Genomic DNA, 24442 nt, shown 5'->3' with positions numbered 1-24442 from the left:
ACATCAACGCCTCCTTGAACACTTTAGCTGGTTTATGGCGTTAAGTTCTACAAATATAGGGGGTGAGAGTCAGTTTTTAGTGGGATTGACTAATTGTTTAACGTTTTTGTGGGGTTACGTTTGGTAGTCAGCCTGAAAATGTTAGGTGTTCAGGCTGACGCTGAGACGGCTACTGACGTTAGCTTAATGCGCCTTCATACCCAATTTGACGCCATGCCTCATAACTGATGATAGCAACCGCATTTGATAGGTTTAGACTGCGGCTGCTTGCCGCCATGGGGATCCTTAGACGCTGTGACGTGGGTAAGGACTCGATAATCTCTATGGGTAAACCACGGGTCTCTGGGCCAAATAACAACACATCATCTTTCTCGAAGCTGAGTTCGCTGTGAGGTCGACTGCCTTTAGTGGTGCACGCCATGATGCGTTTACCAGCCATCACCTCTAAAAAGCTGGCGAAATCCTTATGGCGTGTTACGTGAGTGAGGTCGGCGTAGTCGAGCCCCGCGCGACGCAGCTTTTTCTCTTCGAGGTCAAAACCGAGTGGTTCGATAAGGTGAAGCTGGCAGCCATTGTTGGCGCAAAGTCGGATAATGTTTCCAGTGTTGGGCGCTATCTCTGGCTCATAAAGGGCAATGTGGAACATAGTGGCTTACCTTAGTATTGGGGAGCGGCGATTATACGGCAAAAGTCACCGCTGGAAAACGTCACTGTGAGTGGGATCGTGATTATCACCATCGCTATCAACATCGTCTCCATTTAGGTTTATATTGCCAGTAGCGGTTATTAATTCGATGAGATAGGTATGGAGCTGGCTAAACTTTCACGCATTAGCATGAAACACTTAATTACGTTACACGTGATGCTGGACACCTTGAGTGTGACAGACAGCGCTCGGCGGCTTTGCCTTAGTCCCTCATCTGTCAGCAAGACGTTAAGCCAACTGCGTAATAGCTTAGACGATGAGCTATTTTACCGAAGTGGTAATAAGTTAGTGGCCACGCCAGTGGCTCGCCGACTTGGCCCGAGTGTGCATCAAATCATTAATGACATGAATCAGATGGTCAGCCAAGAGACCTTTAATCCTGCCCTGTATGAGGGCTGTTTTTCATTGGCCATGCGTGAAAGTACTTTTGAATTACTGGCGGCGAAATTAACAGCCAAGGTGCTGAAAATCGCCCCCAATATTCGCTTAACCATCTGTGCAAAGGAGGGGATAGGGTTTGATGGGCTAGTACGAGGCTCGTTAGATTTCATTGTACTTCCCCATGATCGCAGCCAGCCGCCCATCACCCAGCAAGATTTGGTATGGGAAACCCTAATTGATGATCAGATGGTGTGTTTAATGAATTCGACCCATCCGCTGGTAGGTATAGAGACGATCACCATGGCTGACTACTTAGCTTTTAGCCACGTCGGAATAAGCGATGCAGATTTAAATATTCCCTTTTTTGAGATGCAGTTGGCCCAACAGTCCTGTCAACGTGCCACTCCTGTTGTGGTTCCCGATTTTGGCAGTGCGGCGTTAATGTGTCATCACAGTGAACTGCTGTTTACCTGTTCACGCCACTGGGCCAATAGTGCATGTCAGGCTAAAGGATTGGTGGTCCGAGCATTGCCCTTTGACTATGGCAAGGTCGCTTATAGTTTGGTTTGGCACCGTCAGAGTATGAATGATCCGGCCTCACGTTGGTTGCATCAACAGATTGTTGAATGCAGTCGAGCGGCTTTTGAGTGAAGGCCTATGACATTTTATTTTTAGCGTCTGCGCGAGCTGGTTTGGGCTGAGTGATGTATCTCCTCGATTAGACTGCATTTGATGTCATCGGGTTGTTTCTTGGCAACCACCTTTAGTTGTGATCTTGTATCGACCTATTGCCTATTTATTGGTGTGTTCAAATCACCTACGCTTGTTTGAACACCAGTCTATAGAAGATGATGTAATGGAAAATAGCGCTAGATTGCGGACGTTTATTCAGTCGTTCACCCAATTAATTGAGCAAGCTGATAATGACGAGGAGCGTATCTTTGTCGATGGTAAAAAGCTGCTCTCATCGCTTATTCATCATGATGATTGGTTGCCAGAGGCGTTTGCCAAGCCGAGTGTAGAAAGGTATCAGCAGTACTTGCTCTATTGCGATCCGTTGGAGCGTTTTTCTTTGGTGAGTTTTGTTTGGGCGCCGGGGCAAACCACCCCTGTGCACGACCATACGGTGTGGGGTATGGTTGGCGTTATGCGTGGCGCCGAGCTCTGTGAGGAATATGAGCGAGACCCTGCAAACGCTCGCTTGCGTGCAATGGGTTCACATCATTTGCCCACAGGTAGCGTTGATCTTGTCTCACCGCGCCTTGGCGATATCCATAAGGTATCAAATGCCCTTAAAGATAGTGTGTCGATCAGCATTCACATCTACGGCGGAAATATCGGTGCGGTAAAGCGTCATGTGTATGACGCAGAGACAGGGAAGAAACAGCCGTTTATTTCAGGGTATACCAGTAAGGTAATACCTAACATATGGGATCGTTCTGTGGAGTAAGGTTTGGAGTTTTAGCGTTTTGCTGCGTGGGTATTGGCGAAGTGTGTTTGAAGGTCGAACCTTCAGTGGAAGTTAATTGCTTGCAGCAGAACTATCTGTACATTCCTCGCCGGACACGCGATCGATAATAATTAAGGTGATAAACACACGATACCCATATCACCTTGGCCAAACACGACACACTTAACATTGGCGCTTCCCTGCGCTACAGTTTATCTATTTGTGTGCTAATTGGTTAGTGCCAGACAAGAATTTTCGTTAGATTTTGAACAAAAGCCTAAGGGCTTGCACAAAGTTAATCATAGTGTTTCTAGCTTATGAGGGGTTAAGCAATGGCGCTAGCCAAGCAGCCAAATGTTGAGGGTTAGCCATTAACCAGTTTGCCGCTGCCTCATCTTCACTTAATCCTTGTCGATTAGCGGCATAATCAAGTTCAGCAACAATCTGATTCGACAGTACGATGTTATCAAGCACTTGAATCTGTGTTGGCGAAAAATTAAGCGTCAATGTTTGCTCATTAGCCAGCAACACAGCGTTGTCTTTACCTCCCAGCAACCCTTTTGGGTCTTGGAGATCACGTATAGGGTATTGGTGATGTAAAAATTGCGGGTGCCAAAGCGGGACAACCACCCAATCATTGACGGCAGTGGCAGCTTCAAAAGCGGCGACACAATCGGCTTGCGTTCCCGTTCTAAATTGATAACCTGCCGCGGTTAAACCGTATTGCGTCATGATGTCTTTGGAAAAGCGGGTGATACCCGCGCCTTCACCAATTCCTTGGATGATCGGCCGCATACGTTGTTGAACTTCAGGTTTTAGTAAGTCTTCAATGCTAGCGACTAGTTCCACTGGCACGTAATCTGGCACCCCCCACAATGCATAGGCTTCATAGTGGAGGCCGAGTTGTCGAGTGGAGATCTGCTCTTCAACATGTTGTCGATACATTCCATGGCTATGGGGTAGCCAGGCGGAACAGATCATATCAACTTTGCCGTCCCCTAGCTGATTAAAGTTAGCCTCATGCAGTGCATAGCTTGGTTGCACCTCTTTGCCCATTATTCTTATCACATGGGCGACTACAGCTGCGGTGACTCGGTGGAAACTTAAATCCGTGACCCCCATGCGAATGACTTGCTTATCCTGTGCGCTTTCGTTACTTAGGCCTGTACTTCTCTCATTCATTGAATTCATTGCTATCACGCCTTAATTAAATAGTGAGTCAGTGGCCAATTGATCCAACGTTGGCCTCTGTTTCGTTGTTGGTTGAAGGAGCGCTCCTTCGTTATAGATTGTCAGCTTTATGCCTAAAGCGTTGAATCTGTTGTCGCTGCCCCAGCTGAGGCGTTGCGCTGTGTGAGGGGGAAAATCACTTCCACAGTGATGCCATTGGGATCTTGTAGAAATAACTGATGCTCCCCAATCTCAGGTACGATTCGTTCTTGAAACATGATTTCGAGTTGAGACAGGTGCTGCTGCATTTGGTGTAAGTCACTGCCGCGAAAAGAGAGATGATCAATGCGCCCAGAGCCATAGCCGTTTGTGCTGCCACCTAAATAGGTGTCTAGTGCCACAGTGCCAGCTTCGACTAAATGCAGAATGGGCTTGTCCGCGGCATAGAGCCAATGCCCAGCAAAACCAAACGGCGGACGCCAACCTATTTGTAAGCCAAGGACAACTTGAAAAAATGTGCGCGTGTCATCGAGACGTGAGGTTCTGATAGTAAAGTGATCCAACCCGATTATATTCATGTTTTTACCCTCTGGTTTGCCTACTTAACACTGGCTATTTCGGTGCCTATTGCGTCGGCAAACCATTAACGGAGACAGGTATAAGCCGTATCGATCGCTTCTTTCTATGCTACTTCGTCGTTATCAGCAGAATTAAGAGGCGCTAACGCCTCGCTATAGGCTGGATAGTCGGTATAACCTGCAGCACTGCCGCCAAACAAAGGACCTTTATCAAATGCCGATAAAGGTAATTGATGCCTCAAACGGTCAGGTAAATCAGGATTAGCGATAAAGGGACGACCAAAGGCGACCAAGTCTGCATAACCTTTGTCAATAACGTCGTTGGCGCGAGGCACATCGTAGCGACCCGCAACGATAATGGTGCCCTTAAATACGTTTCTAAGCGCTATCCTAAAGGACTCAGGTATCTGCGGGGCGTCATCCCAATCGGCCTCTGAAAGGTGCAAGTATGCAACCCCTAATGCTGATAGATGCTTGGCCGCTAACAAAATGGCGTCTACAATTTCGGGGCACGCCATATCTTTAAAGGTCACATAAGGCGCGAGGCGAATGCCTATTTTATGGGCGCCAATTTTTGCACTTACGGCTTGAACTATTTCAAGTAATAAACGGATACGGTTTTCTACCGAACCACCGTAGGCATCAGTTCTGTGATTAGAGTTGGTGCGTAGAAACTGGTCAATCAGATAGCCATTACCACCGTGGATTTCGATACCATCAAATCCAGCTTCTACCGCATTGACCCCAGCATTAACAAAATCGGCAACCACGCGGTCAATATCGGTTTGCTGCATCGCTCTAGGTACTGGGCAATCTACCATGTGTCCATCAGGATGTGCTTCATCGACAATCCACACTTGAGTGTCAACGGGAGCAATAGCCGAAGGCGCAATTGGGGCATTACCTTGCTGGAAAATAGGGTGTGACACGCGGCCAACATGCCAAACTTGATTGAAGATTTTTCCACCAGCTTGATGCACTGCGTGGGTGACCGTTTTCCACCCTGCTATTTGTGTCGCAGTATAGATGCCGGGCGTAAATGAATAACCCTGACTGTCATCGGATATCTGCGTCGCTTCGGTGATGATTAAGCCTGCGGAGGCGCGCTGAGCATAATATTGCGCCATTAATTCATTAGGTATGTTGCCTGGTTGGGTAGTGCGAGCCCGAGTCATAGGGGCCATTACGATGCGATTATTTAAGGCTAGTGACGCCAATTGGTAAGACTTGAAGAGATTCATTACATACTCCGAACCAGAAATTAAGATGAAATATCAATAGCGCTATTGTGTATTAGTTAACCCATGTTGATAATAGGGCTATTATTTAAATCATTTTCAAAAATAATTTGACATGTATCATCTAAATGATCTGCAATTGGCGCTGCGTATCGCAGCATTAGAGAGCCTGTCGGCGGCTGGCAAAGAGATTGGTATGACTCCGGCCGCAGCGAGTGCGGCGCTGCAAAGGTTAGAGAAAAAACTAGGCTGTCAGTTATTTGCCCGCTCAACGCGGCGTTTACAACTCACAGAAGAGGGGCGGATTTTTCTCGATTCAGCTAAACCTGCATTGGCGTTGCTCAACACTGCTAGCGCCAATTTAGCCGAACACAGGGGAGAGCTTAAGGGCGAAGTGCGTCTCGCTCTGCCGTCCGATATCGGCCGTAACCTTATTCGAACCTGGCTTGATGAGTTGATGGACAGTGCCCCAGAATTAACTGTGCAGCTCTATTTTGGCGATCACATGACCGACTTAATCGATCACAATATCCATTTGGCATTACGCTATGGGCAGCTTGACGACTCAAGCCTTAAAAGGCGGCAGCTGGCCATGACGCCTCGGGTATTAGTTGCTTCCCCTGAATATCTGGCGCAGCATGGCACCCCAAGTTCGTTAAATGAGCTTAGCCAGCATGCAGTGCTCATCTTAAATCGGGGGGGGGAGCCATGGCAAAAATGGAAATTTAATCATGATGGTGCGCCAGTTGATATTGAGGTCAAGGGCAGGCATTTTTGTAACGATGGTGCAGTGATCCGTGATTGGGCATTGGACGGCAGAGGGATTGCCTACAAGAGCTGGCTAGACGTCGCACAGGATGTGACTCAAGGCAGGCTAAACCTTATATTAGCCGATAAAATGGCACTGCCAATTCCATTGCAATTGGTATACCTACAAACCGACTACCCTAGCCATAAAATCCGTCGCACCATTGAGTTTTTGGCGGAAAAACTTGGCCAGTTTACTAGTCATTACCCATTACCTTAGGATTCATCATGTTAGTGCTTATTATCCTAGGCTCGTTGCGCTCAGAGTAATGAAGCTCAACGATACAGTGACTCCATTTATATGCTAATTGGTTAGCATTAGACTGCAAGAAAGAGGAGTTCATTCACCTCCAGTGATCAAGACATTGCTGCATGCAATTCAAAGCCTTGAAGGTGAACGCTAATCTGCCCCGCTTTCGATGACGTATTGGCTGAATTAGGACGACGTTAAAATAGAAGGTAGGAAGCCATCTGGCTCCCTACGAGATGGGAGTTATTTTGGGTCAAACGTGAATGACTGCCCTGCAAGCGCCGCTTCATACATTAAACCGCCTTTGGCGGCGGTAAAAATTGCCATGCCGTTAATATAGGCGGCACTAGCGGCTTTATTGCTTCCTGATTGGCCTGCACCAGCAGAGTTACCTGTTGTACCGACTTGGGCATTAGCGCCAACGTTAATGGCCACTGCTGATGCAGTAGCACCAAACTCAAAGCTACCACTGGTGAACTCTTCATAGGCTTTGGCATTTTTAAAGAAGATGATTTCGCTGTAGGCTTGGCCGCCTAATTGAAAACCAATAGAGAGCTGCGACAAACTGGTGTCGCCGGTATGGACGCCACCTTTATAAACCCGGCCTTTACCGTATGCGGCGCCAATGCCGATACCGCCTTTACCTACTGTTGGGAAGATGGCGTAGCCATAAGCGCTATTAAAGAATTTTTGTGTGTCGGGGGCTTTTTGGAAATTTGCTATGGTTTCGCTATAGCTGTCGGCGGCCAGAGTGGTTTGGCAAAATAGTAATCCAACTAACACACAACAGCTGGTGGTAAATTTAGATAAGAAGGTTTTCATGAGGCTCTCCATTTCATTCAGTAGCATTACTTAGCATACGCCTAGCAATAGAGAAGTTGAATGAATATTGCATAAAAAAGCACCTAAAAAGGTGCTTTTATCATTCTATGTCAGCTGAGGTTCAGTTACTCGGCGGCTTTACCTAGCACATAGTGTTCAAACCACTTTTTATCCCAGTCCATCTTGGCTGCTCTATGTTGATACTTGCTTAAACCGTGACCCTCGTTGGGATAAACCACTAGCTCAACAGGTACATTAAGATAATGCTTTAAAGCGCGATAAAGCCCTTGAGCATGGCCCACGGGAACGCGCTGATCGTTCTCGCCAATGTGGATAAGGGTAGGTGTCTTAATTTTGTCGGCATGGGTCAACGACGAACCGTGGGTGTACGCCTCTGGTTTTTCCCAAGGTAGGCCCTCCATAAAGTTGACGACATGGCCTGGAGTATCTTCAAGCATCCACTGCAGACGTTGATCAAATACGCCAGCGCCAGAGCTGGCCGCTTTAAAGCGATTGGTGGTGCTGATTATTGCGTTGGTAAGATACCCACCGTTACTCCAACCCATTACCGCCATCTTGTCGCCATCGACAATGCCTTGTTCGATAAGGTGATCGACACCCGCCATAATGTCGGCTACTTCAATGTCGTGCTCTTTACCCACTAAGTCGGTAAGGAATTTGTCGCCATAGCCGGTCGAACCACGATAGTTAGGCGATAGCAGTGCCCAGCCGTTTGCGGTAAAGGTTGAGCGACCATAAGAACGGTGCTGTAACGCATAAGGTGTCGCCGACGTCGGGCCACCGTGAATTTGGACAATTAATGGTAGTGGGCCATCGCCTTTTTTATAGCCAGCCGGTAGGTCGAGAATACCTTCCACTTGTGTTCCGTCTGGCGCGGTCCATTTGGCGATTGAAATCTGCGGTAATATCCAGCTATCAACCTGTGGGTTAATATTGGTTATGCGCTTATATTTGGCTTTTTTACTGACGGCATCGGCAATAAATAGATCACCAAAATGCTCTAAGCTGTTGTGGCTAAAGGCCAGCTTTTTACCGTCTTGGCTAAAACTGTAGCTACCTATGACTAGGTCTCCCTGAACAACGGTACGGGTATCACCTTGCTTGTTATCATCTATTTCGCTGCAGAATAGCTTCACGCGAGCATGATCGGCACCGCGATAGCAAATCTCATTGCTGTTAGGGCGCCATTTGATATCACCCGAGTTAAGGGTAATATCACCACTGCGTGCCACTTCTATGACGTTGTCGTTTTTAGGTGTTGCTACAAACAACTTACCTGGGTGGCCGTCGAAATCGATTCTAAATGCTAACTGTTGGTTGTTGTCGCGCCAATCAAGCCCGAGCAACCAGCCATAAGGTGAGGGAGCGTTGTCGCGCCAAGCGCTATCTGACAGAACTTTGTTGCTAGCGGTTTTGGTGTCAAACACCTCTATATCTGACCAACCTTCTAAGTTAACCAGTTCGTTGTCTGTGGTCGTAATACGGGCAATTTTACTGGCATCATCATTGACGCTAAATTCCCATACCACTTTGTTGTCATCGAGAATCAAGCTTTGCTGATAGTGCGCTAAGTCTAATTTATACAGCGGATTAGTGGTGACTTTACCATGGCCATATTTAGGTGTTGAATGCGTTGTACGCATACTCGCCCAGATATCCTTGTCTGTGGTGGTTTTATTGCCTAGAAAGTATAAGGCCTTACCATCTTGACTGAGTTGGAACGCATTAACCCCTTCGACCTCTTTGGTCATCGGCACACTTTCACCGCTGGCCGTGGTGAGCCTAAACACTTGCGATTTTCCGTTATAAGGGGCTTTTTTGTCTTCTTGAGTTTGTTTGCCTAAGTAGTAGACATACTCCCCATCTGGGCTCCACTGTGGGCTCGACTCGCTCTCGTTGGTGAAGGTCAGTCGTTTGGTGTTACGAGACTTGGTGTCGACTAACCAGAGATCTTTTTGCGCTTTATCTAACTCTTTGTCCCAGCGTGACTCTAACCAAATCGCTTGCTTACCATTGGGGCTTAGTTGTACATTCCCCATGTTGCCAATGCCGAAAAAGTCGTCGTTGGTGATGGTATGAGTTCGCTGCATTGCGAACGTGTTGCTGCTCATGCCAAGCAGCCCAGTGGAGATCACCGCAAGCACGGTGAGTTTGTTTACCCTTCCCATCTTGATCCCTTCTGTTGTTGATAAGCTTAGTTTTTATTTTGTTTAAAACACCCGCTACATTACCGCAAAAATCGACGGGCTTAAATCTGTTCGTTTTTTTTATCGCTTTGGTGGATTTGTTGTAGGTAGTTGAGCTCTTCACTATCGAGGAGTTGAACGCTGGATTTTTGTGACACATTGGTGCGTGTCGGGGAGGTTAATTTACCTCGAATAAATGCCGCCGTGGTGATCTGCTTTAACCCATATAGTGCTAGTAGATAGATAGTGAGCAACAGAAATAAGCGTGTAGCGGCCTGTGCGGTAACACTTACCGTATCGCCAAAGTAAAAAGGTAACAGCACTAACACTGTTCGCACCAGCCAGTTACTCATCATGGCTAAGGTTAGCGCCAGTAACCAACGAAACTTAATATCCTTGAGGTTGTCCTGATGGATGCGCCGCGCCTTGCCTTTAAATTGCTTTAACAGTCGCAGAATCAGCACGAAGTAGATAATCGTTTGAAGGCTTAATAATGCTGGTTGGATAGAGCCTAATAGGGTGACATGGCTCATAAACTCTTGCGGTACACTGGCGACTTTAAGGTGGAAATCAGCGTTAAACAGAAACACTAAAGTATTGAGCAGGGCGAAGGCTAGTGCAGGATAAAAATGCCGCGACAGGCTGATATTGCGCTTGATGTTATGCAGACTGCGGTAACAGTAGAGGTATAACATCGGCATAAGTAAAAAGTAGGCCGGAATAATCAATATAAACACAAGTTGCAAGGGAATGGGGGTGTTGTGTTTGGCGATAAGCCCAGTTAAAAAGTAGAGTGCCAGTAAGCTAAATATTGCGCCCAATAGTTTGTGATTGTTATTGCGGTCACGATAGATATAGCGGATATAGATCCCCAACCCGATGCAATGCATTGCACCAAGTAAAGAGAGCCACCAATACCCTTCATATAAGAAGTCGTTGTAGGTCATATCCATATGGGGTCATTGTTGACGCAATCGTGGTTGTGGCGCAAGAAGATTGTGTTATTTTTCGGCCGCCGATGACGTGTAGTGACGATGCTACTTCTGTTTACCTAGTCTGGCATGACGGTTTGAACTTGCTGCGGGTGGTTTGCCCGGCACAGGGGCGCGTTCAGATAAGAGGTGTTGAATTGCCATGATGGGGTGGGGCAATAACATTCTAGGCCCTGCGAACACCATGATCTCTCTCGCTTTGGCCTTTAACTCTGGCTTGTAGCAATGTACTGGGCATTTATTACAGGTTGGCTTTTGCTGTCCGTAGGGGCAGCGATCTAACCTTTTGTGGGCATAGTCTAAAAAATCGCTGCAGGCTTGGCACTGGGCGATATCACCTTTTGCGTCGCAGTGAGCCTTACAATAGATATGCACCATGGCTGAAATTGTTTTGAATTCCCGCAGCAGTTTACCGCTTAGCAGATCTGACGCCATAGAGTACCTGACTAGTTAACTAGGTTTTAAATTATAGTAACGCTGTGATTGAGTGAACACAAAAAGGGATGATGGTTTTATGAAGATGCGCACAAAATAGTGCTTTAATTATTACTGAGAAGCGAACGTTCAGAATTGGCTGGTTTGATGATAACGGGGCATAAACAGTGGCAAAAAAGTACATAAAACGGCTATTTTTTGATACCCGATCGAAAAAGAGGTATAAATAATTGATTTATAGCAAGAGAATCGATTATTAATATCGGTTACTATCTGTACACACAACACATACAAAATCGAACCTAAAATGGGTGAGATAAATCAACGGTGGATGATAATGAAATTTCTAGGCATTATTTTACTCGTAGCAGTAGGGATATACCTTTACCGACGCGCGCAGCGACTTGCACAAGAAGAGCAGCAAGAAGCCGAACAACCGGCCGAAAAGATTGTGTCGGATGCCACTGTTGATGTAGCAGCTAGCGAGAGCGAGGCGGTGAAAGAGGAGGTGTCTACGCCTGTTGATGAGGGGATCACCTTTGAAACTGCCGATACCGTTGCTGAAGTTGTGGTTGAAGAGGCGGCGGTAAAAGCTGCTGCAGAGCCAGAGCCAGAGCGAGAGCCAGAGCCAGAGCCAGAGCCAGAGCCAGAGCCAGAGCCAGAGCCAGAGCCAGAGCCAGAGCCAGAGCCAGAGCCAGAGCCAGAGCCAGCATTTAAAATGGTAGCCGTGACTGATGAGTCATGGGCCAATGACAAACTAGCCAAAGCATTGGCTGAGTATCGCAGCGAGCCAACAGCAGAAGCTAAGCACCAGGCGTTACTGATAGCGGTTGCCGAGTGTTACAAACAGCGTAAACAGAGTGAATATCGTGAGTATGGCGCTGCACTTGCGCCCTATTATCAATCTTTGTTTGCCGCCCTTTCGACTAAGGAGAGTGAGAAGGGAGCAGGCTTTATGCAGCTTGCTACCTTACTCAATGATTGCGGTGATTTTGATGGCGCGCTGGGTGTTTGCCAGACTGCGATAGGTTATGGCTTGAGTGATGGAACCGTCACCGGCTTTGAAGGGCGTATGACGCGTATTGAGAAAGCCAAGGCGAAAGCGCAGCAGTAATTACATAGACCCTAGTGTAGAATAGCTATATTAGTCGTGAAAAAAGGCGAACCGAGTTTCGCCTTTTTTATGTCTGGAACATTTATGCCCATTTACCATGGATGAGTCAGATGTCCGTTTAGACACAAAATAGTGTGTTGATACACATAGATTGGCAACCCATTTTTGGAGGTGTTATGCGTACTTTATTACTCGGGGTTATCTTAGTTGGGTTAACGGCGTGCACTCAGTCGCCGCAATGGACACTGTTTTATTACCCCGATCAAGCACAGGTTTCCGAGGGCGCGTTAGCGCCATATATTGCCGGTTACTACGAGAAAGCCGAGCAATGTATTGCTAAAGGGGCAGGTATGGTAAAGCTGAGTCAGTCAGGTGTTGGGGCGTATCAATGTGGATACCAATGCACTGACAATGGCGCAGGCGATGTGCAATGTGAGCGATTCGAACAGACGACTGTCTTATGAAGTGCTTACTAGATGCGGCATCGAAAAGCCTTAGCATTCGTGACACGATAGATTTCGACCGCTTTGAGTTGTTTGCTGAGCCCTTGGTTCTATCACTCGACTGTCGAATCATTGAGCGTCATTGGGGGGCTGATAGACATCAGTGGTTGTTAGAGTTTGAAGGCACTTTGCTGCAGCTCAATTATGAGTTTTATGGTGATAGCTGTTGGCTATCGGTAGAGCGCAGCGAGGATGTCGAGGTGCTTGAGTATCTAGAGACATTGTTGAGCCAATCACGATTGAGTAAAGCATTATGAGTGACATGATGCACAGTTCAGCTTTTCACTATCAAGCGTTAACGCCTGACTTGATCCTCGATGCCATCGAGTCTTTAGGTATCTATCCTGAAACAGGTTTGTTGGCGCTCAACAGTTATGAGAATCGGGTTTATCAATTTCGTAGTGATAGACAGCAGCGTTACGTGGTGAAATTTTATCGACCAGAGCGTTGGAGTGATGCACAGATACAAGAGGAGCATGACTTTTCTGCTGAGCTTGCCGAACAAGAGATTCCCATCGCGACGCCAGAGATTATTGATGGCCGCTCGTTACATCACTATCAAGGATACCGTTTTGCACTGTTTCCATCGATGGGTGGCAGAGCCTTTGAGGTAGACAACTTGGATCAGCTTGAAGAGGTTGGCCGTTTTATTGGACGTATTCACCAATATGCCAAGTGTAAACCGTTTCAATATCGAGAAACCCTCTCTGTACAGCTGTTGGGTGACGAATCATTGCAGTGGTTAAAGGCGTCTGGCCACGTGCCGCCGGGTTTAGAGACCGCTTACTTCACCATTGTTGAACAGGTGCTAGCCAAGTCGAAACAGCTATGGCAAGCCGTTGATACACAGCTGATCCGCTTGCACGGCGACCTACACCCAAGCAACATTCTATGGACCCCGGATGGCCCAGGTTTTGTCGACCTTGATGACGCAAAAATGGGCCCCGCTGTGCAAGACTTATGGATGATGTTGGCCGGCGATGCCTCTGCTCAGCGACTCCAGCTTGAGGTGTTACTCGAGAGTTATGAAGAGTTTTGTCAATTCGATGCGCGTCAGCTTAAGTTGATTGAACCGCTACGCGCCATGCGGATGATTCATTACAATGCGTGGTTGAGCCGTCGCTGGGAAGATCCCGCTTTTCCAATGAATTTTCCTTGGTACGCCGAAGAGAAGTATTGGGAGCAGCAAATATTAGGATTTAAAGAGCAGTTAGCTAAGCTCGATGAGCCGCCGCTGAGTCTATTACCGCAGTATTAGTGCCACCGAGTGCTTATTTTGTAACACAAAAATGAACTAATGCGCTTGAGGTAGACTCCAAAGCACATTATGTTATGGTCAAAATTCTTATAGAAATGGTGTATTAACACCGACAAGGAATCATTATGAAAAAAGCTTTATTGGTCGCGTTTGCATTATTGATGGCGCCTATGGCCGCCATGGCTGTGGACTTCAAAGAGGGTGTTAACTACACGGTAGTGAGTGAAGGCCCAGGCACAGCGAAGCCTGAAATTGCAGAGTTCTTCTCTTTTTACTGTCCTCATTGCTACAACTTTGCTAAGGCTCAAGTGCCGCAAATTAAAGCGAACCTGCCAGAAGGTGTTGTGTTTAAGCAAAACCACGTAGAGTTTATCGGTCGTGAAATGGGTACCGAAATGTCACGTGCATTTGCGGTTGCGCATCAGCTTAAAGTTGAAGATAAAATTGAGCATGCACTGTTTTCAGCTATTCACGATAAGAAGCAACGCTTCGTTAGTCGTGATGATATCCGTCAGGTGTTTATTGCGAACGGTGTTGAAGGCAAAGATTTCGATGCGGCGGCAAACTCGTTTATGGTGAGTGCGCAAATGGCACAAATGAAGCGAGCTACCGAAAATGCTAAGTTGTCGGGGGTTCCAGCAATCGTGGTTAATGGTAAGTACCGCGTTGAAATGGGCTCACTAAAATCTTTTGATGAGTTAACACAACTGACTGATTACCTTACTAAGCTAAAGTAATACGATTTAGAGCTCATCAGTATGCGAATTATTGATCTGGATAGTCGTTGAATAAAAAAGGAGCCATAGGCTCCTTTTTTAATGGGTTTAACTTATCGGGCGGAATATACCCGCTAGATTGAATTTTTGCGACATATGACGAAATGGATTTACGACTCAGGATGGCAGGTCAGAGTAAGGATTATCTTCAGCTTCAGCTACTCAATGTGCCAACGGGTTTAGAGGCTTACCAATACTTTGAATGCTCGCTGAATGGTCAGGGTTTTTATGCTGTGGGTATGACATCAAGCAAAAAAAAACCGCATTCCCGGTCGCTTTGGAAATACGGTCATTGAGCCATATAGCTCTATTTACCCTGAGTAACTTTGCTAATCTACCAGCGTGTCAAAAAATTGGCAAGTGACATTTTTTTGTTGGTGGTTAGCTATTGGTCTGATAGACAAATAGTTTTTTAAAAGTTATGGGTTCAGTTGCACTTTTTTACAAAAAAACAATAAAAGCGATGCAACTAACATGGTAAAAAGTGTGTCCAAACTAACAATAATAAAAAGTAGGGTTTTTGGAGGTCATATGAGAATTTTTCCCGTGTATGCACCCAAGCTCATCGTCAAGCATGCCAGAATTTTTGTATCAGGCGTGGTTTGGGTGAAAGATCTAGGTCGTTTAGAGTTCGATAAGGGAAGGTTTTTATTGCCGCGGCAAAGTTTGCCTCAGGTAAAGCAGGCGATTGTCGAGCTAAATCAGATGATTGAATTGCAGCATAACGAAGCGAAGACGGCTTAGGTCTTCGCATTCAATCCGCGAGATTATTCGCTTACTTCATCATTCAGCAGGCCAACAAGTCCAGTGACTTTCTCGTTCCACGAGTTAAGGTCTTGGCTTAATTGTTGGTTCTGCTCACTCAGATTGTTGTTCTTCTGCTTCTCTTCTTCAAGCTCCATTTTTAGTAGCTCAATGGTTTCGAGTGCAGCTTGGATTTTTGTCTCCAGCTTGGACAGTAGTTCAAGGCTCATCGGGAGTCCTAATAGTTTCTGGATGGGTGTTTGATTCTATCAGTGCCGTGAATAGAGTGGATAGCTAATTTGTGCTAATTGAATAAAAAAACGTCGATTAACAGATTAAATTTGTTTTATTTGTCATCAGTAGTAAATAACCCACCTTTTTGCTCTCAGTCTTTGGTGCTAATCCCTTTATTTAGCTCCATCGGCTGCGGGTTGTTGGGTTATTTGAATGCTTGTCAAACAGTGCTCATTCGCTGAGGTTGTTTATCTCAACACGGCTAAATCCAGCATCTACATCGGTAACGGTAACAGTGAGGGGGAGTCTGCTCACTTTTAATCTGCGCTATTGGTGCCCCACAGTTTCACAGCAAGCACTCTGGTTTACTAGGGTAACGTTTCAGTGCCACGAGTATTGCCAGAGTTTTTGAGCCATCACTCAGCGCTATTGCTAATAACTTGGATGTAGGCTAATTCGAGATGGTTGTCAGTATGGCATGTCATCGTTTAGTACGTTTGCAGTGGTTGCTCCAACAATTTTTGCAGTAATGGATGAATGCAAAGCCAACCAGAACGGGTCTTACTATAACAAATCGTAGGAGCGCCAGATGCCAATCAGTCAAATATTTTCAGCCTTGGTCGGCTTAATGTTTACCGCCAACGCTTTTGCTGGGCAAACACTGGATGATTTTGCTAAGCGTAGTGAAGTCACACAACCTGTGATCATAGAGTTATATACCTCTCAAGGATGTAGCAGTTGTCCTCCAGCTGAGACCTGGTTGTCAGCATTTTCATATGAGCCTGGGCTTTGGCGTGACTACTTTCCGCTCGCATTCCACGTCACCTATTGGGATTATATTGGCTGGAAAGATCCCTATGGGCAAAGGGCATTCAGTCAGCGTCAGTATGACCATCTTAAGAAAAAGCATATTAAACAGGTGTATACGCCTCAATTTGTGATTAATGGGGTAGAGTGGAGAGGTTGGTTTGATAGAGTGTTAGGTGAGGTGTTGACGCTAAAACCACGATCTGTCGGCGTACTCGATGTGAATATATTGGGTAAACAGTTGCGTGCAACTTTTACATCGAGATCAGACTCATCTGAGGTTGCACGTTTGCATTTGGCGTTGGTGGGGGTTGGGATAACCACGGACATTAAGCGTGGCGAAAATCGGCATAAACGTTTGGCACACGACTTCACGGTATTGAGCCATCAAACCTTTGATGCTAACGAGCAGTCTAAAGGTGAGTTTGTGGGTAAAATCACATTACCATCTGACTTAATGACCAATGCAGAGCGCTTGGCTTGGGTGGCTTGGATTGAACAAGAAGGGCAAGCCATTCAAGCTGTCGGTGATTGGCTGGTGCCCAATAACATTCATTAAGCAGAGCAAAAAGCCCCAATAAAGGGGCTTTGGGGTGATGACCGATTAGAAGCGGTAATCAACAGAGAGGTATAGCTGTTGGCTGTCGTTCAGTGAAGCCTGTTCTGTAAAACCAGTTCCCATTGGCGTAGGTTCACCATAAGACCCTGACGCTTCGAAGTCTTGTTTTAAGTAACGGTAACCAATCTCAGTGCTCACGTTATCGTTAATATTATACATTAAGCCTGTTTGACCACCCCAGACGAAACGGTTCTTTGAGCTGTATTCTGCCGCATCAGGGCTGACATGATTCATACCTGCTGTAGCACCGATGAACCAGTTGAACTTATTGTTTGCGTCGAGGCCGACTAAGTAATCGTACGACACTAATAGGCTTTGCTGTCTGGTTGCATCGTCTGAGTTATAAGAGTAAGTACCATATACACGGTTGTTGTCATTGAGGTATGCACCAGCGCGTAGTTCATAAAGAACGTTATTTTCTGTCTCTTTGAAGTTCTCGGCGTTAAACCCTGGGTCCACATTTTGGGTGACCGAACCTTTGTAAGTATTTTGCTGTGCGCCAACACCGCCACCGATGAACCAGTCTGCAGCCATGGTTGGGGCTGAAAGGGCGGCTGTCATTATTGTTGCTAGGGCTAATGTCTTAGTGTTCATAATATGCTCTCTCTTTAAAATGGGCTGTGTTCGTTTTCGTTGAGGGCATAGTAGAGCAAATAAGCTGAACGATAACTGAATGATATATCAGTGAGGTAAAAGATATGATTTTTGTATTACTGTCTAAGGTACTTGCACCATGATATCGAAGGTTCTGCAGTCAGTGTGGTATAACGAGGATCACCACTTTTGTTTAGGGATGAATAATGAAACTTGTTTTTATACATGGATGGAGTGTCACCAGCACGCAAACTTACGGTGAATTGCCCCAAGCACTGGCCAGTTTGGCAGGCTCTTCATTAGCCATTGAGATCACGCATATTTATCTCGGGCGTTACATCAGTTTTAACGATGCGGTCACGTTGGATGATATTGCGATAGCATTTGAGTCTGCTCGTCAACGAGAGCTCGACGGTTGTGAATTTTCGGTGATCACCCACTCAACTGGTGGCCCAGTGATAAGGGCATGGTTATCTCGGTTTTACGGAAATCATCTTGAGGATACGCCGTTAAAGCATATGATCATGCTGGCTCCTGCTAACCATGGTTCATCCTTAGCACAATTGGGTAAATCACGTATTAGCCGTCTTAAATCATGGTTTGATGGGGTTGAGCCTGGTCAAAAGGTGCTAGATTGGCTAGAACTTGGCAGCGATGGTCAGCACTCTCTAAATCGTGAATGGCTTGATTGGAACTGCCTTGAAAAGGGGATTTATCCGTTTGTATTTACTGGAGAGACTATCGACAAAGCACTGTATGACTATATGAATAGCTATACCGGTGAAGTGGGGAGCGATGGTGTGGTGAGAGTGGCGGCAGCAAACTTAAACTTTAACTATTTAGCATTGGCGCAGCAAACGGTGCAAACATGTATGAGTTTCGACGGTCAGTGCGCTCAGCTACTGCAGCTAACGGAGCAAAAATCATCACTTAGCCAATACGTGTTCGATGTGATCCCTAAAGCGAGCCATAGTAATAAAAAAATGGGGATCCTCAATGCTATTACACGGCGAAATGCCCACAATAAACCTGTGGTGCAGCGAATACTTGCGAGCCTTTCAGTCGATTCTACCTCTGATTACCATGACGTTCGTAAGCAGTTTGTTGATAGCAGTCAGCGCAAAGGTATGGGACGTTATTGCATGGTGGTGGTAAGGGTGTGTGATGACTTAGGCCACAGGGTGACCGATTTTGACTTTTTCCTCTTGTGTGGCGATGACTATCATGCGGGTAACTTGCCTAGTGGACTTGTCTTGGACAAGCAGCGTAACAGTGTCAATGGCAACACCATTACACTCTACTTAGATGCCAATAAGTTAAATAGACTCAAAGCAGGAAAACTAGGATTCAAGGTCTCGGCAAGACCTGATAGTGGCTTTAGCTACTATAAGAGTGTCGAATTTCACTGTCAGCCAGACCAGGTATCGCAATGGCTGTGTGCTGACCAGACCTTGATGTTAGACATTACTTTAAAGCGATACATTGCCGATGACACATTTAGCTTTGCGCGGGTAGGTGATGAGCCGAGCTTTAAGTCTCTGACGGGCGATTAAGTCTTAATGGGGAGAAGAGCATAGGATGATAAGGGCCAATTAACCCTAATCACCCACTTACTTTTATGACGGCTATTTTTTAAAGTTAGATGTCGGGGGTTCTGTGAGCGAATAACGAAGATAGATGGCACAAAGCAAGCGCTTCGCTCAAATTGGGATACAAGGCAGCTAAGAGGCTTAATCCATTGTCAGTCTATTTGCCTTAGTGACGAATATCCACTCTGATGAATTGCTTTACCTCATGTTAATGATTTCAATATGTTGACTTTCTGGATGTTTTTTTACAAAGCTCAGGTTTTATTTGTTAACTGCGATGACACATATCACAGCTGGTCTTGGGGGCATCTGCTCAAAGATGGAAGGTCGCTTTATTTTGGGTTATGCCGATGGTTTGAATAAACCAGAGACACCTATAGAGCTCAAAGATGATGCCGCCAAGGAGGCTTTAGATTTCTTAGCACAACACTCAGAGACCAAGCAACGTTTTGATAAAGTCGCTATGCCACTACACTAAGCTAATTGAAGGGTATGAGTCTCAGAACGGCATGAAACTACTGTCAACGGTTCACTGGGTTGTGACACAAGAGTCTGATACTGCACTGTCTGCTGAAGAGTTAGTTAAGCGGGTTCATAGCTGGAATGCGAGAAAGGCTACAATGAAACCCGCTCATATTCTTGCAGCATGGGAACGCTTAAGAGAACAAGGCTGGCTGCAGTTAAAAGCACAAGTTTGATTTGCTATCAATTGTTAGACTTGGAAAGGAAGTACGCAAAAGAGGCAAGTATCTGGTAAAGGAGACAATTTTTCGCTGGGCATTTATCGAATATATAAAATTAGTTCACGACACTGGAAAACCTCAATTATGAGGGGATCCCCCAGTACCTGATATTAGGTTTCATCAAGAGCCCAACTTAAAAAGCGCATTAATCTGAGTTAGCCACCGTTAGGTCAGGAAAGATAAGCCCAGCTCCAGGCGTCCATGATAAGACATGAATGCCATGGCTAATCCTGCCATGGGTCTGCACCTTTCTGACTGAAGAAAGACCTGGATAACAGAGGCCCGGCTCAGGGGATTTCGTTACTGAAGCCCCACGCAGATTTCAATTGATGCTGACATTTACCCCACCTGATTTAACCGGACGACTTTAACAGGCTGATATGTTATCAGCCTGTTGCAATTCATATCTGTCGATGATAGCGTTGCCGGGATATTTAGCGGGGGGACGATGTCTGCAGTAATAAGAACACTCATTTATCTGATGCTGCTCCACCTTGGCAATGCCTGGGCTGCACCTCAGAAAATTGCGCATCATTTAGATTTTGATGCAGACAATATTTCCGCACTCCTGTTTGATAAGCAGGGATTTATGTGGCTGGGAACCCAGGATGGACTGTTCTTGTACGATAACTACCAACTGGAGAAATTCAGACCGGATGCGAGCGTACCGGGAACCATCGCGGCCCTGGATATACGCAATCTGTATCTAAGTCGTGATAACAGTGTGTGGATATCTACCAACAGCGGAGGGCTGAGTCGCTTCAATGCTGAATCCCGAACGTTTACCAACTACCGACACAATTCCGAAGATATCAATTCACTCTCCAATGACAGTGTGTATGACGTAACAGATGGCCCAAACGGAGATCTGTGGGTAGCCACTCAGATTGGATTAAACCGTTTAAACCCGATAACCGGCCAGGTAACCCGGTACTTTAAAGAAGACGCCAATGCTGGAGCCCTGCCCTCAAACTACATTTACAAACTTTTTGTCGACAGCCACAACAGACTTTGGGTGGGAACCATTGGAGGGGGGCTGGCATATTGGGCAGGCGATAAGCTGGGATTTCTCAGTTTAGAATTGCCCGACGGAATAGAGGATATTTTTTCCATCGTTGAACAAGATGGGAAATATCTGTGGGTAGGCACACGCCAGGGGCTACTCAAAATAACACTGGAAAACCTGCTCGTCAGCCCTGTCAGTCTTGCTGATGGCTCAGAGCCGGAATTGATGATTATTTCATTACATCTGGACGCCAATCAGTTAGTGTTGGGAACCTTTGGTCATGGGTTGCTGTTTTATGACACAGGCACAAAAAGTCTTAGTCATGACAGTCAGGACACCATGAGTGCCAAGGACACCATAACCAGCATTGTTAAGGACAGCACAGGACAGCTTTTTTATGCTACCTGGGGGCAAGGAGCTTATAAGTTGGATGCGAGTGTACGAAATCAATCTGCAAACAGCGCGGCTGAAAGTTGGTCGCACTCCTTGCCCAATGTCAACGCAGTCTACGCCAAATCCGGCAGCAACAGAGCATGGGTAGGTTCTTTCAGTCATGGCTTGTACTGGCTTGATCTGGACACCCAACAGCTGAACAGGTTTACACCGAATACGCCCGCAAAGAACCTTAACGGGGTCATGAGCATGGCTTCCGTCGGAGAGGATGAACTGCTGGTTGGCACATCTGAAGGCCTATGGCACCTATCTGGCAATGGCACAGTTAGAGCACATTTCTCTCACCAGTCTCAACAGATAGATTCTATTGGAAAGGGATTTGTAAGAGTGTTGCAACCCGATGACAGTGGCGATGTCTGGGTCGGCATTGGAGGCGATGGCCTTTATAAATACCATCCTGACAGCGGGACTTTCAGCGCATTTAAGCACAATCCATCAGATCCCAAGTCCCTGAGTGGAAACTACATCACCTCTTTACTGGTGGATGGTGGCTACCTCTGGGTAGGCACCCGATCAAATGGTTTGAATCTGTGTGAGAAGGACAACATGTCATGCACGCGACTGCAAGTAAACAACAGCGGGTTAAGCCACTACTACATCTCTGATATTGCAAAGGATAACCTGGGTAATATTTGGGTCGGCACTGACGGCGGAGGTTTACACAAGGCTGAAATCCATCAGACAGGCCGCGAGACCAAGGTTAACATAGTGCCAGAGCCTAGCTTGATTGCGGATTCCATAAAGTCCATTTTACCGGGAGTGTCCGACGAAGTTTGGTTTGCAACCAGCGACGGATTATTTACCTATAACCCAAGCCAAAAGCGCTTTCAAAAGGCGACGGACAAGACACTGAACGACCTGGGCGGGTTTTCTCAACATTCCCGTTCACGCACTGACGGATTCAATCTCCTTGGCACCAACAATGGCGTATATCTATTTTCAGGGACATCCAAATTAGAGCCGGATAACCAATTCCCTATCCGATTCACCCGGATTTTATCAGATAGTTTGACGAGCCCAATTCTGAACACGTCAATACACGACTCTTTTCAGATGTCAGTTCCTTGGGGCGGCTGGTTAAATTTGGAGTTTGCGCTGCTGAACTACGGCTCATCAAGCCAAAGCTATCAATATCGCATGTCTAGCGACAGCGAATGGATAACCCTGAATAATATGCACCACCTGAACTTCTATAAACTAGACCCTGGAGTACACCGACTTGAAGTGCGTGGAAAAGGCGTAAACCAAGTTTGGAGCCAACCGGCCACACTCAAGCTCACCGTAATCCCCCCCTGGTGGCGCAATACAACCTATATCGGCCTGTTACTGGTGTGCATTGCATTTGTGGCGATAAGCTATCACAGGTTTCGGATGGCAAAATGGGAAAGGTATACCCGTCGCCTCAATGCGCTAAAAGAAGAGAAACTCGCAGTTATTGAAAAACTTAAACAGAATGAACAACATCTTAAATCCGCGTTGGAAGGTATGCGTAATCTCGCTACCCGGCTCCAATATGCCAAGGAAGAAGAGCGCAAATCCATTTCCCGGGAGCTTCATGATCAGTTCGGCCAATCACTCACTGCCACCCAGATAAGCCTGCAACTATTCCGGCGCCAACACCCCAATGACACCAGACTGATAGATACCTGCATTACGACAATCCAATCCATGATTAAGCAGGTACGGGCAATCTCGTTCGATTTACGCCCAAGTTTGCTGGATGACGTCGGCTTGGTGGCGGGTCTTAACCACCAGCTGAGCAAGATGTCTTCATCACTGGCAAATCCCATCATCTTTAAAGCCGATGATCATATTCCTGAACTGAGCCCCGATCTGACTATCACCCTGTTCCGGGTAATACAGGAATCGGTAACCAATGCCATTCGCCATGCGAACGCAACCAGTATAACGGTGAGGCTTTATCTGGATGGGGACAAAATTAAGGCTGTCATCTCAGACAACGGCATTGGCTTTGAGCTCAGCAACATTAGCAGCAAAGTCAGTGGCGGAGGCCATTTGGGGTTATTGGGCATCGAGGAGCGTGTTAAGTCGATGAATGGCAGTTTGACCATCAGTGCCATCCGCAATGGCGGTGTATCCATTTCAGTTGAGTTTCCTTATGAAAAATAGCAATAGCGTTGTATTGGTAGATGACCATGAACTGGTTCGCGCAGGTATATGCACCTTATTACATACAGTTGACTCAATCGAAGTCATCGGTGAGTGTGGTGATGGCCTCGAAGCAATTGCCATGGTAAAGCGATTACAGCCCAAGCTTCTGGTGCTGGACATCTCTATTAAAAGCCTCAGCGGGATGGAAGTTGTAAAGTTGATTTCAAACCAGTCAATTCCGGTGAAAATCCTCATCCTTTCTATGCACAATAACGTCGAATATGTGGCCAAATGCTTGAAACACGGGGCCCATGGATACCTGTTAAAAGATGCTGCAGTAGATGAGCTTGAGCCTGCCATCAGAAACGTTTTGCAGGGCCACAGCTACATCAGCAAAGAAATTGATATCAGTCTCCTGGATCAATTGCTGTCCACCAATCAGTCCGCGACATCCCTTCTGGATCTATTAACCAACAGACAAAAGCAGATCCTTCAACTAATAGCTGAGGGTTATTCCACCAGACAAATTGCCGATGCTATCTATGTCAGTATTAAGACAGTCGAGACACACAGGGCACACATAATGGCAAGATTACAAATATTTGATGTTGCTGGTCTGGTGCGTTTCGCGTTGCAAGAAAAGCTTATTCACTGACGAATTCGAAAGGAGGCAAAAGAAGCTGGTCATAATGTCATCATCATCGAAAATGACTGGCGAAGATACTTTCGAAAAGATATTGCAGGGTAGAACTGGTAAATTTATCTATGACAGTGATGGGTTAACCGTCTAGCGGATATACTCACGTACTACATGACCAATATAAACTTAGTCAGTATGTGATGTGAGGGTTCTT

Annotated in this window: 25 protein-coding genes and 1 pseudogene; 16 read left to right on the top strand and 10 right to left on the bottom strand. The window is 46.3% G+C overall.

Annotated features, from left to right (window positions below):
- Positions 1-178: 178 nt before the first annotated feature.
- On the bottom strand, positions 179-646 hold the full coding sequence (gene trmL / locus L876_RS0109715) for a tRNA (uridine(34)/cytosine(34)/5-carboxymethylaminomethyluridine(34)-2'-O)-methyltransferase TrmL (RefSeq protein ID WP_028763630.1): 468 nt from the start codon (positions 644-646) through the stop codon (positions 179-181).
- Positions 647-805: 159 nt separating this feature from the next.
- On the opposite strand from trmL, the gene L876_RS0109710 reads away from it, so the two are divergent.
- Both L876_RS0109710 and L876_RS0109705 read left to right on the top strand, forming a co-directional pair.
- Positions 806-1738 carry a LysR family transcriptional regulator gene (locus tag L876_RS0109710; protein ID WP_028763629.1) on the top strand — a complete coding sequence of 311 codons (933 nt, stop codon included), beginning with the start codon at positions 806-808 and terminating at the stop codon, positions 1736-1738.
- Positions 1739-1943: 205 nt separating this feature from the next.
- Positions 1944-2537, top strand: coding sequence for a cysteine dioxygenase family protein (locus L876_RS0109705; RefSeq protein ID WP_028763628.1), 594 nt, complete (start codon positions 1944-1946; stop codon positions 2535-2537).
- 315 nt (positions 2538-2852) lie between these two features.
- Here L876_RS0109705 and L876_RS0109700 read toward each other — a convergent pair whose 3' ends face one another.
- The 3 genes from L876_RS0109700 to L876_RS0109690 form a co-directional block, all read right to left on the bottom strand.
- On the bottom strand, positions 2853-3728 hold the full coding sequence (locus L876_RS0109700) for a glycine betaine ABC transporter substrate-binding protein (protein ID WP_081730674.1): 876 nt from the start codon (positions 3726-3728) through the stop codon (positions 2853-2855).
- A gap of 113 nt (positions 3729-3841) precedes the next feature.
- A complete protein-coding gene (locus tag L876_RS0109695) occupies positions 3842-4285 on the bottom strand; it encodes a VOC family protein (RefSeq protein WP_028763626.1) in 444 nt (147 codons plus the stop codon).
- Positions 4286-4389: 104 nt separating this feature from the next.
- Entirely contained in the window at positions 4390-5526 is a 1137-nt protein-coding gene (locus L876_RS0109690) for an alkene reductase (RefSeq protein WP_028763625.1), read from the bottom strand.
- A gap of 112 nt (positions 5527-5638) precedes the next feature.
- Between L876_RS0109690 and L876_RS0109685 the strand changes: the two genes are divergently transcribed.
- On the top strand, positions 5639-6550 hold the full coding sequence (locus L876_RS0109685; protein ID WP_028763624.1) for a LysR family transcriptional regulator: 912 nt from the start codon (positions 5639-5641) through the stop codon (positions 6548-6550).
- A 273-nt stretch (positions 6551-6823) separates the two neighbouring features.
- Here L876_RS0109685 and L876_RS0109680 read toward each other — a convergent pair whose 3' ends face one another.
- From L876_RS0109680 to L876_RS0109665, 4 genes are all read right to left on the bottom strand, one after another.
- Positions 6824-7402 carry a lipid-binding SYLF domain-containing protein gene (locus tag L876_RS0109680; RefSeq protein ID WP_028763623.1) on the bottom strand — a complete coding sequence of 193 codons (579 nt, stop codon included), beginning with the start codon at positions 7400-7402 and terminating at the stop codon, positions 6824-6826.
- Between the two features lie 125 nt (positions 7403-7527).
- Entirely contained in the window at positions 7528-9591 is a 2064-nt protein-coding gene (locus L876_RS0109675; RefSeq protein WP_028763622.1) for a S9 family peptidase, read from the bottom strand.
- Between the two features lie 80 nt (positions 9592-9671).
- Positions 9672-10562, bottom strand: a complete 891-nt coding sequence (locus L876_RS0109670; protein WP_028763621.1) for a hypothetical protein — start codon at positions 10560-10562, stop codon at positions 9672-9674.
- A gap of 84 nt (positions 10563-10646) precedes the next feature.
- On the bottom strand, positions 10647-11036 hold the full coding sequence (locus L876_RS0109665) for a nitrous oxide-stimulated promoter family protein (protein ID WP_028763620.1): 390 nt from the start codon (positions 11034-11036) through the stop codon (positions 10647-10649).
- A gap of 337 nt (positions 11037-11373) precedes the next feature.
- Between L876_RS0109665 and L876_RS22960 the strand changes: the two genes are divergently transcribed.
- The 6 genes from L876_RS22960 (at position 11374) to L876_RS0109630 (ending at position 15431) form a co-directional block, all read left to right on the top strand.
- Entirely contained in the window at positions 11374-12150 is a 777-nt protein-coding gene (locus L876_RS22960) for a hypothetical protein (RefSeq protein ID WP_028763619.1), read from the top strand.
- Between the two features lie 176 nt (positions 12151-12326).
- A complete protein-coding gene (locus tag L876_RS0109655) occupies positions 12327-12614 on the top strand; it encodes a hypothetical protein (protein WP_028763618.1) in 288 nt (95 codons plus the stop codon).
- Positions 12611-12910, top strand: a complete 300-nt coding sequence (locus tag L876_RS0109650; protein ID WP_028763617.1) for a DUF3630 family protein — start codon at positions 12611-12613, stop codon at positions 12908-12910. Before L876_RS0109655 ends, L876_RS0109650 begins: the two co-directional genes overlap by 4 nt.
- 8 nt (positions 12911-12918) lie before the next feature.
- Positions 12919-13911 carry a serine/threonine protein kinase gene (locus tag L876_RS0109645; protein WP_162148996.1) on the top strand — a complete coding sequence of 331 codons (993 nt, stop codon included), beginning with the start codon at positions 12919-12921 and terminating at the stop codon, positions 13909-13911.
- A 125-nt stretch (positions 13912-14036) separates the two neighbouring features.
- A complete protein-coding gene (locus L876_RS0109640) occupies positions 14037-14648 on the top strand; it encodes a thiol:disulfide interchange protein DsbA/DsbL (RefSeq protein ID WP_028763615.1) in 612 nt (203 codons plus the stop codon).
- A 570-nt stretch (positions 14649-15218) separates the two neighbouring features.
- Complete coding sequence (locus tag L876_RS0109630) at positions 15219-15431, top strand: DUF1107 domain-containing protein (RefSeq protein ID WP_028763614.1); 213 nt, start codon at positions 15219-15221, stop codon at positions 15429-15431.
- Between the two features lie 23 nt (positions 15432-15454).
- Here L876_RS0109630 and L876_RS0109625 read toward each other — a convergent pair whose 3' ends face one another.
- Positions 15455-15661, bottom strand: coding sequence for a cell division protein ZapB (locus L876_RS0109625; RefSeq protein ID WP_028763613.1), 207 nt, complete (start codon positions 15659-15661; stop codon positions 15455-15457).
- A 593-nt stretch (positions 15662-16254) separates the two neighbouring features.
- Between L876_RS0109625 and L876_RS0109620 the strand changes: the two genes are divergently transcribed.
- On the top strand, positions 16255-17031 hold the full coding sequence (locus tag L876_RS0109620) for a DUF1223 domain-containing protein (protein ID WP_051413058.1): 777 nt from the start codon (positions 16255-16257) through the stop codon (positions 17029-17031).
- Between the two features lie 45 nt (positions 17032-17076).
- On the opposite strand, the gene L876_RS0109615 is transcribed toward L876_RS0109620, so the two are convergent.
- Positions 17077-17685: an outer membrane beta-barrel protein gene (locus L876_RS0109615; RefSeq protein ID WP_028763611.1), complete on the bottom strand. Its 609-nt coding sequence runs from the start codon at positions 17683-17685 to the stop codon at positions 17077-17079.
- A 206-nt stretch (positions 17686-17891) separates the two neighbouring features.
- Between L876_RS0109615 and L876_RS0109610 the strand changes: the two genes are divergently transcribed.
- The 6 genes and pseudogenes from L876_RS0109610 (at position 17892) to L876_RS0109590 (ending at position 24243) form a co-directional block, all read left to right on the top strand.
- Positions 17892-19238 carry an esterase/lipase family protein gene (locus L876_RS0109610; protein WP_028763610.1) on the top strand — a complete coding sequence of 449 codons (1347 nt, stop codon included), beginning with the start codon at positions 17892-17894 and terminating at the stop codon, positions 19236-19238.
- Positions 19239-19551: 313 nt separating this feature from the next.
- Positions 19552-19752: a hypothetical protein gene (locus L876_RS23020; protein WP_248674558.1), complete on the top strand. Its 201-nt coding sequence runs from the start codon at positions 19552-19554 to the stop codon at positions 19750-19752.
- Between the two features lie 31 nt (positions 19753-19783).
- Positions 19784-19972, top strand: coding sequence for a hypothetical protein (locus tag L876_RS23015; RefSeq protein ID WP_028763609.1), 189 nt, complete (start codon positions 19784-19786; stop codon positions 19970-19972).
- A 1-nt stretch (position 19973) separates the two neighbouring features.
- Positions 19974-20105: pseudogene (locus tag L876_RS22735) on the top strand (IS4 family transposase); the annotation flags it as partial.
- 360 nt (positions 20106-20465) lie between these two features.
- Positions 20466-23606, top strand: coding sequence for a ligand-binding sensor domain-containing protein (locus L876_RS0109595; protein WP_051413057.1), 3141 nt, complete (start codon positions 20466-20468; stop codon positions 23604-23606).
- Positions 23596-24243 (top strand): response regulator, encoded by a 648-nt coding sequence (locus tag L876_RS0109590; protein WP_028763607.1) that lies wholly within the window; start codon positions 23596-23598, stop codon positions 24241-24243. The genes L876_RS0109595 and L876_RS0109590 overlap by 11 nt, the downstream gene beginning before the upstream one ends.
- The last annotated feature ends 199 nt before the right edge of the window (positions 24244-24442 follow it).

The sequence above is a fragment of the Shewanella colwelliana ATCC 39565 genome, from assembly GCF_000518705.1.
Classification (GTDB): Bacteria; Pseudomonadota; Gammaproteobacteria; order Enterobacterales; family Shewanellaceae; genus Shewanella; species Shewanella colwelliana.
Note: the sequence above shows the minus strand (reverse complement) of the source record. Positions and strands in the feature narration are given on the sequence as shown.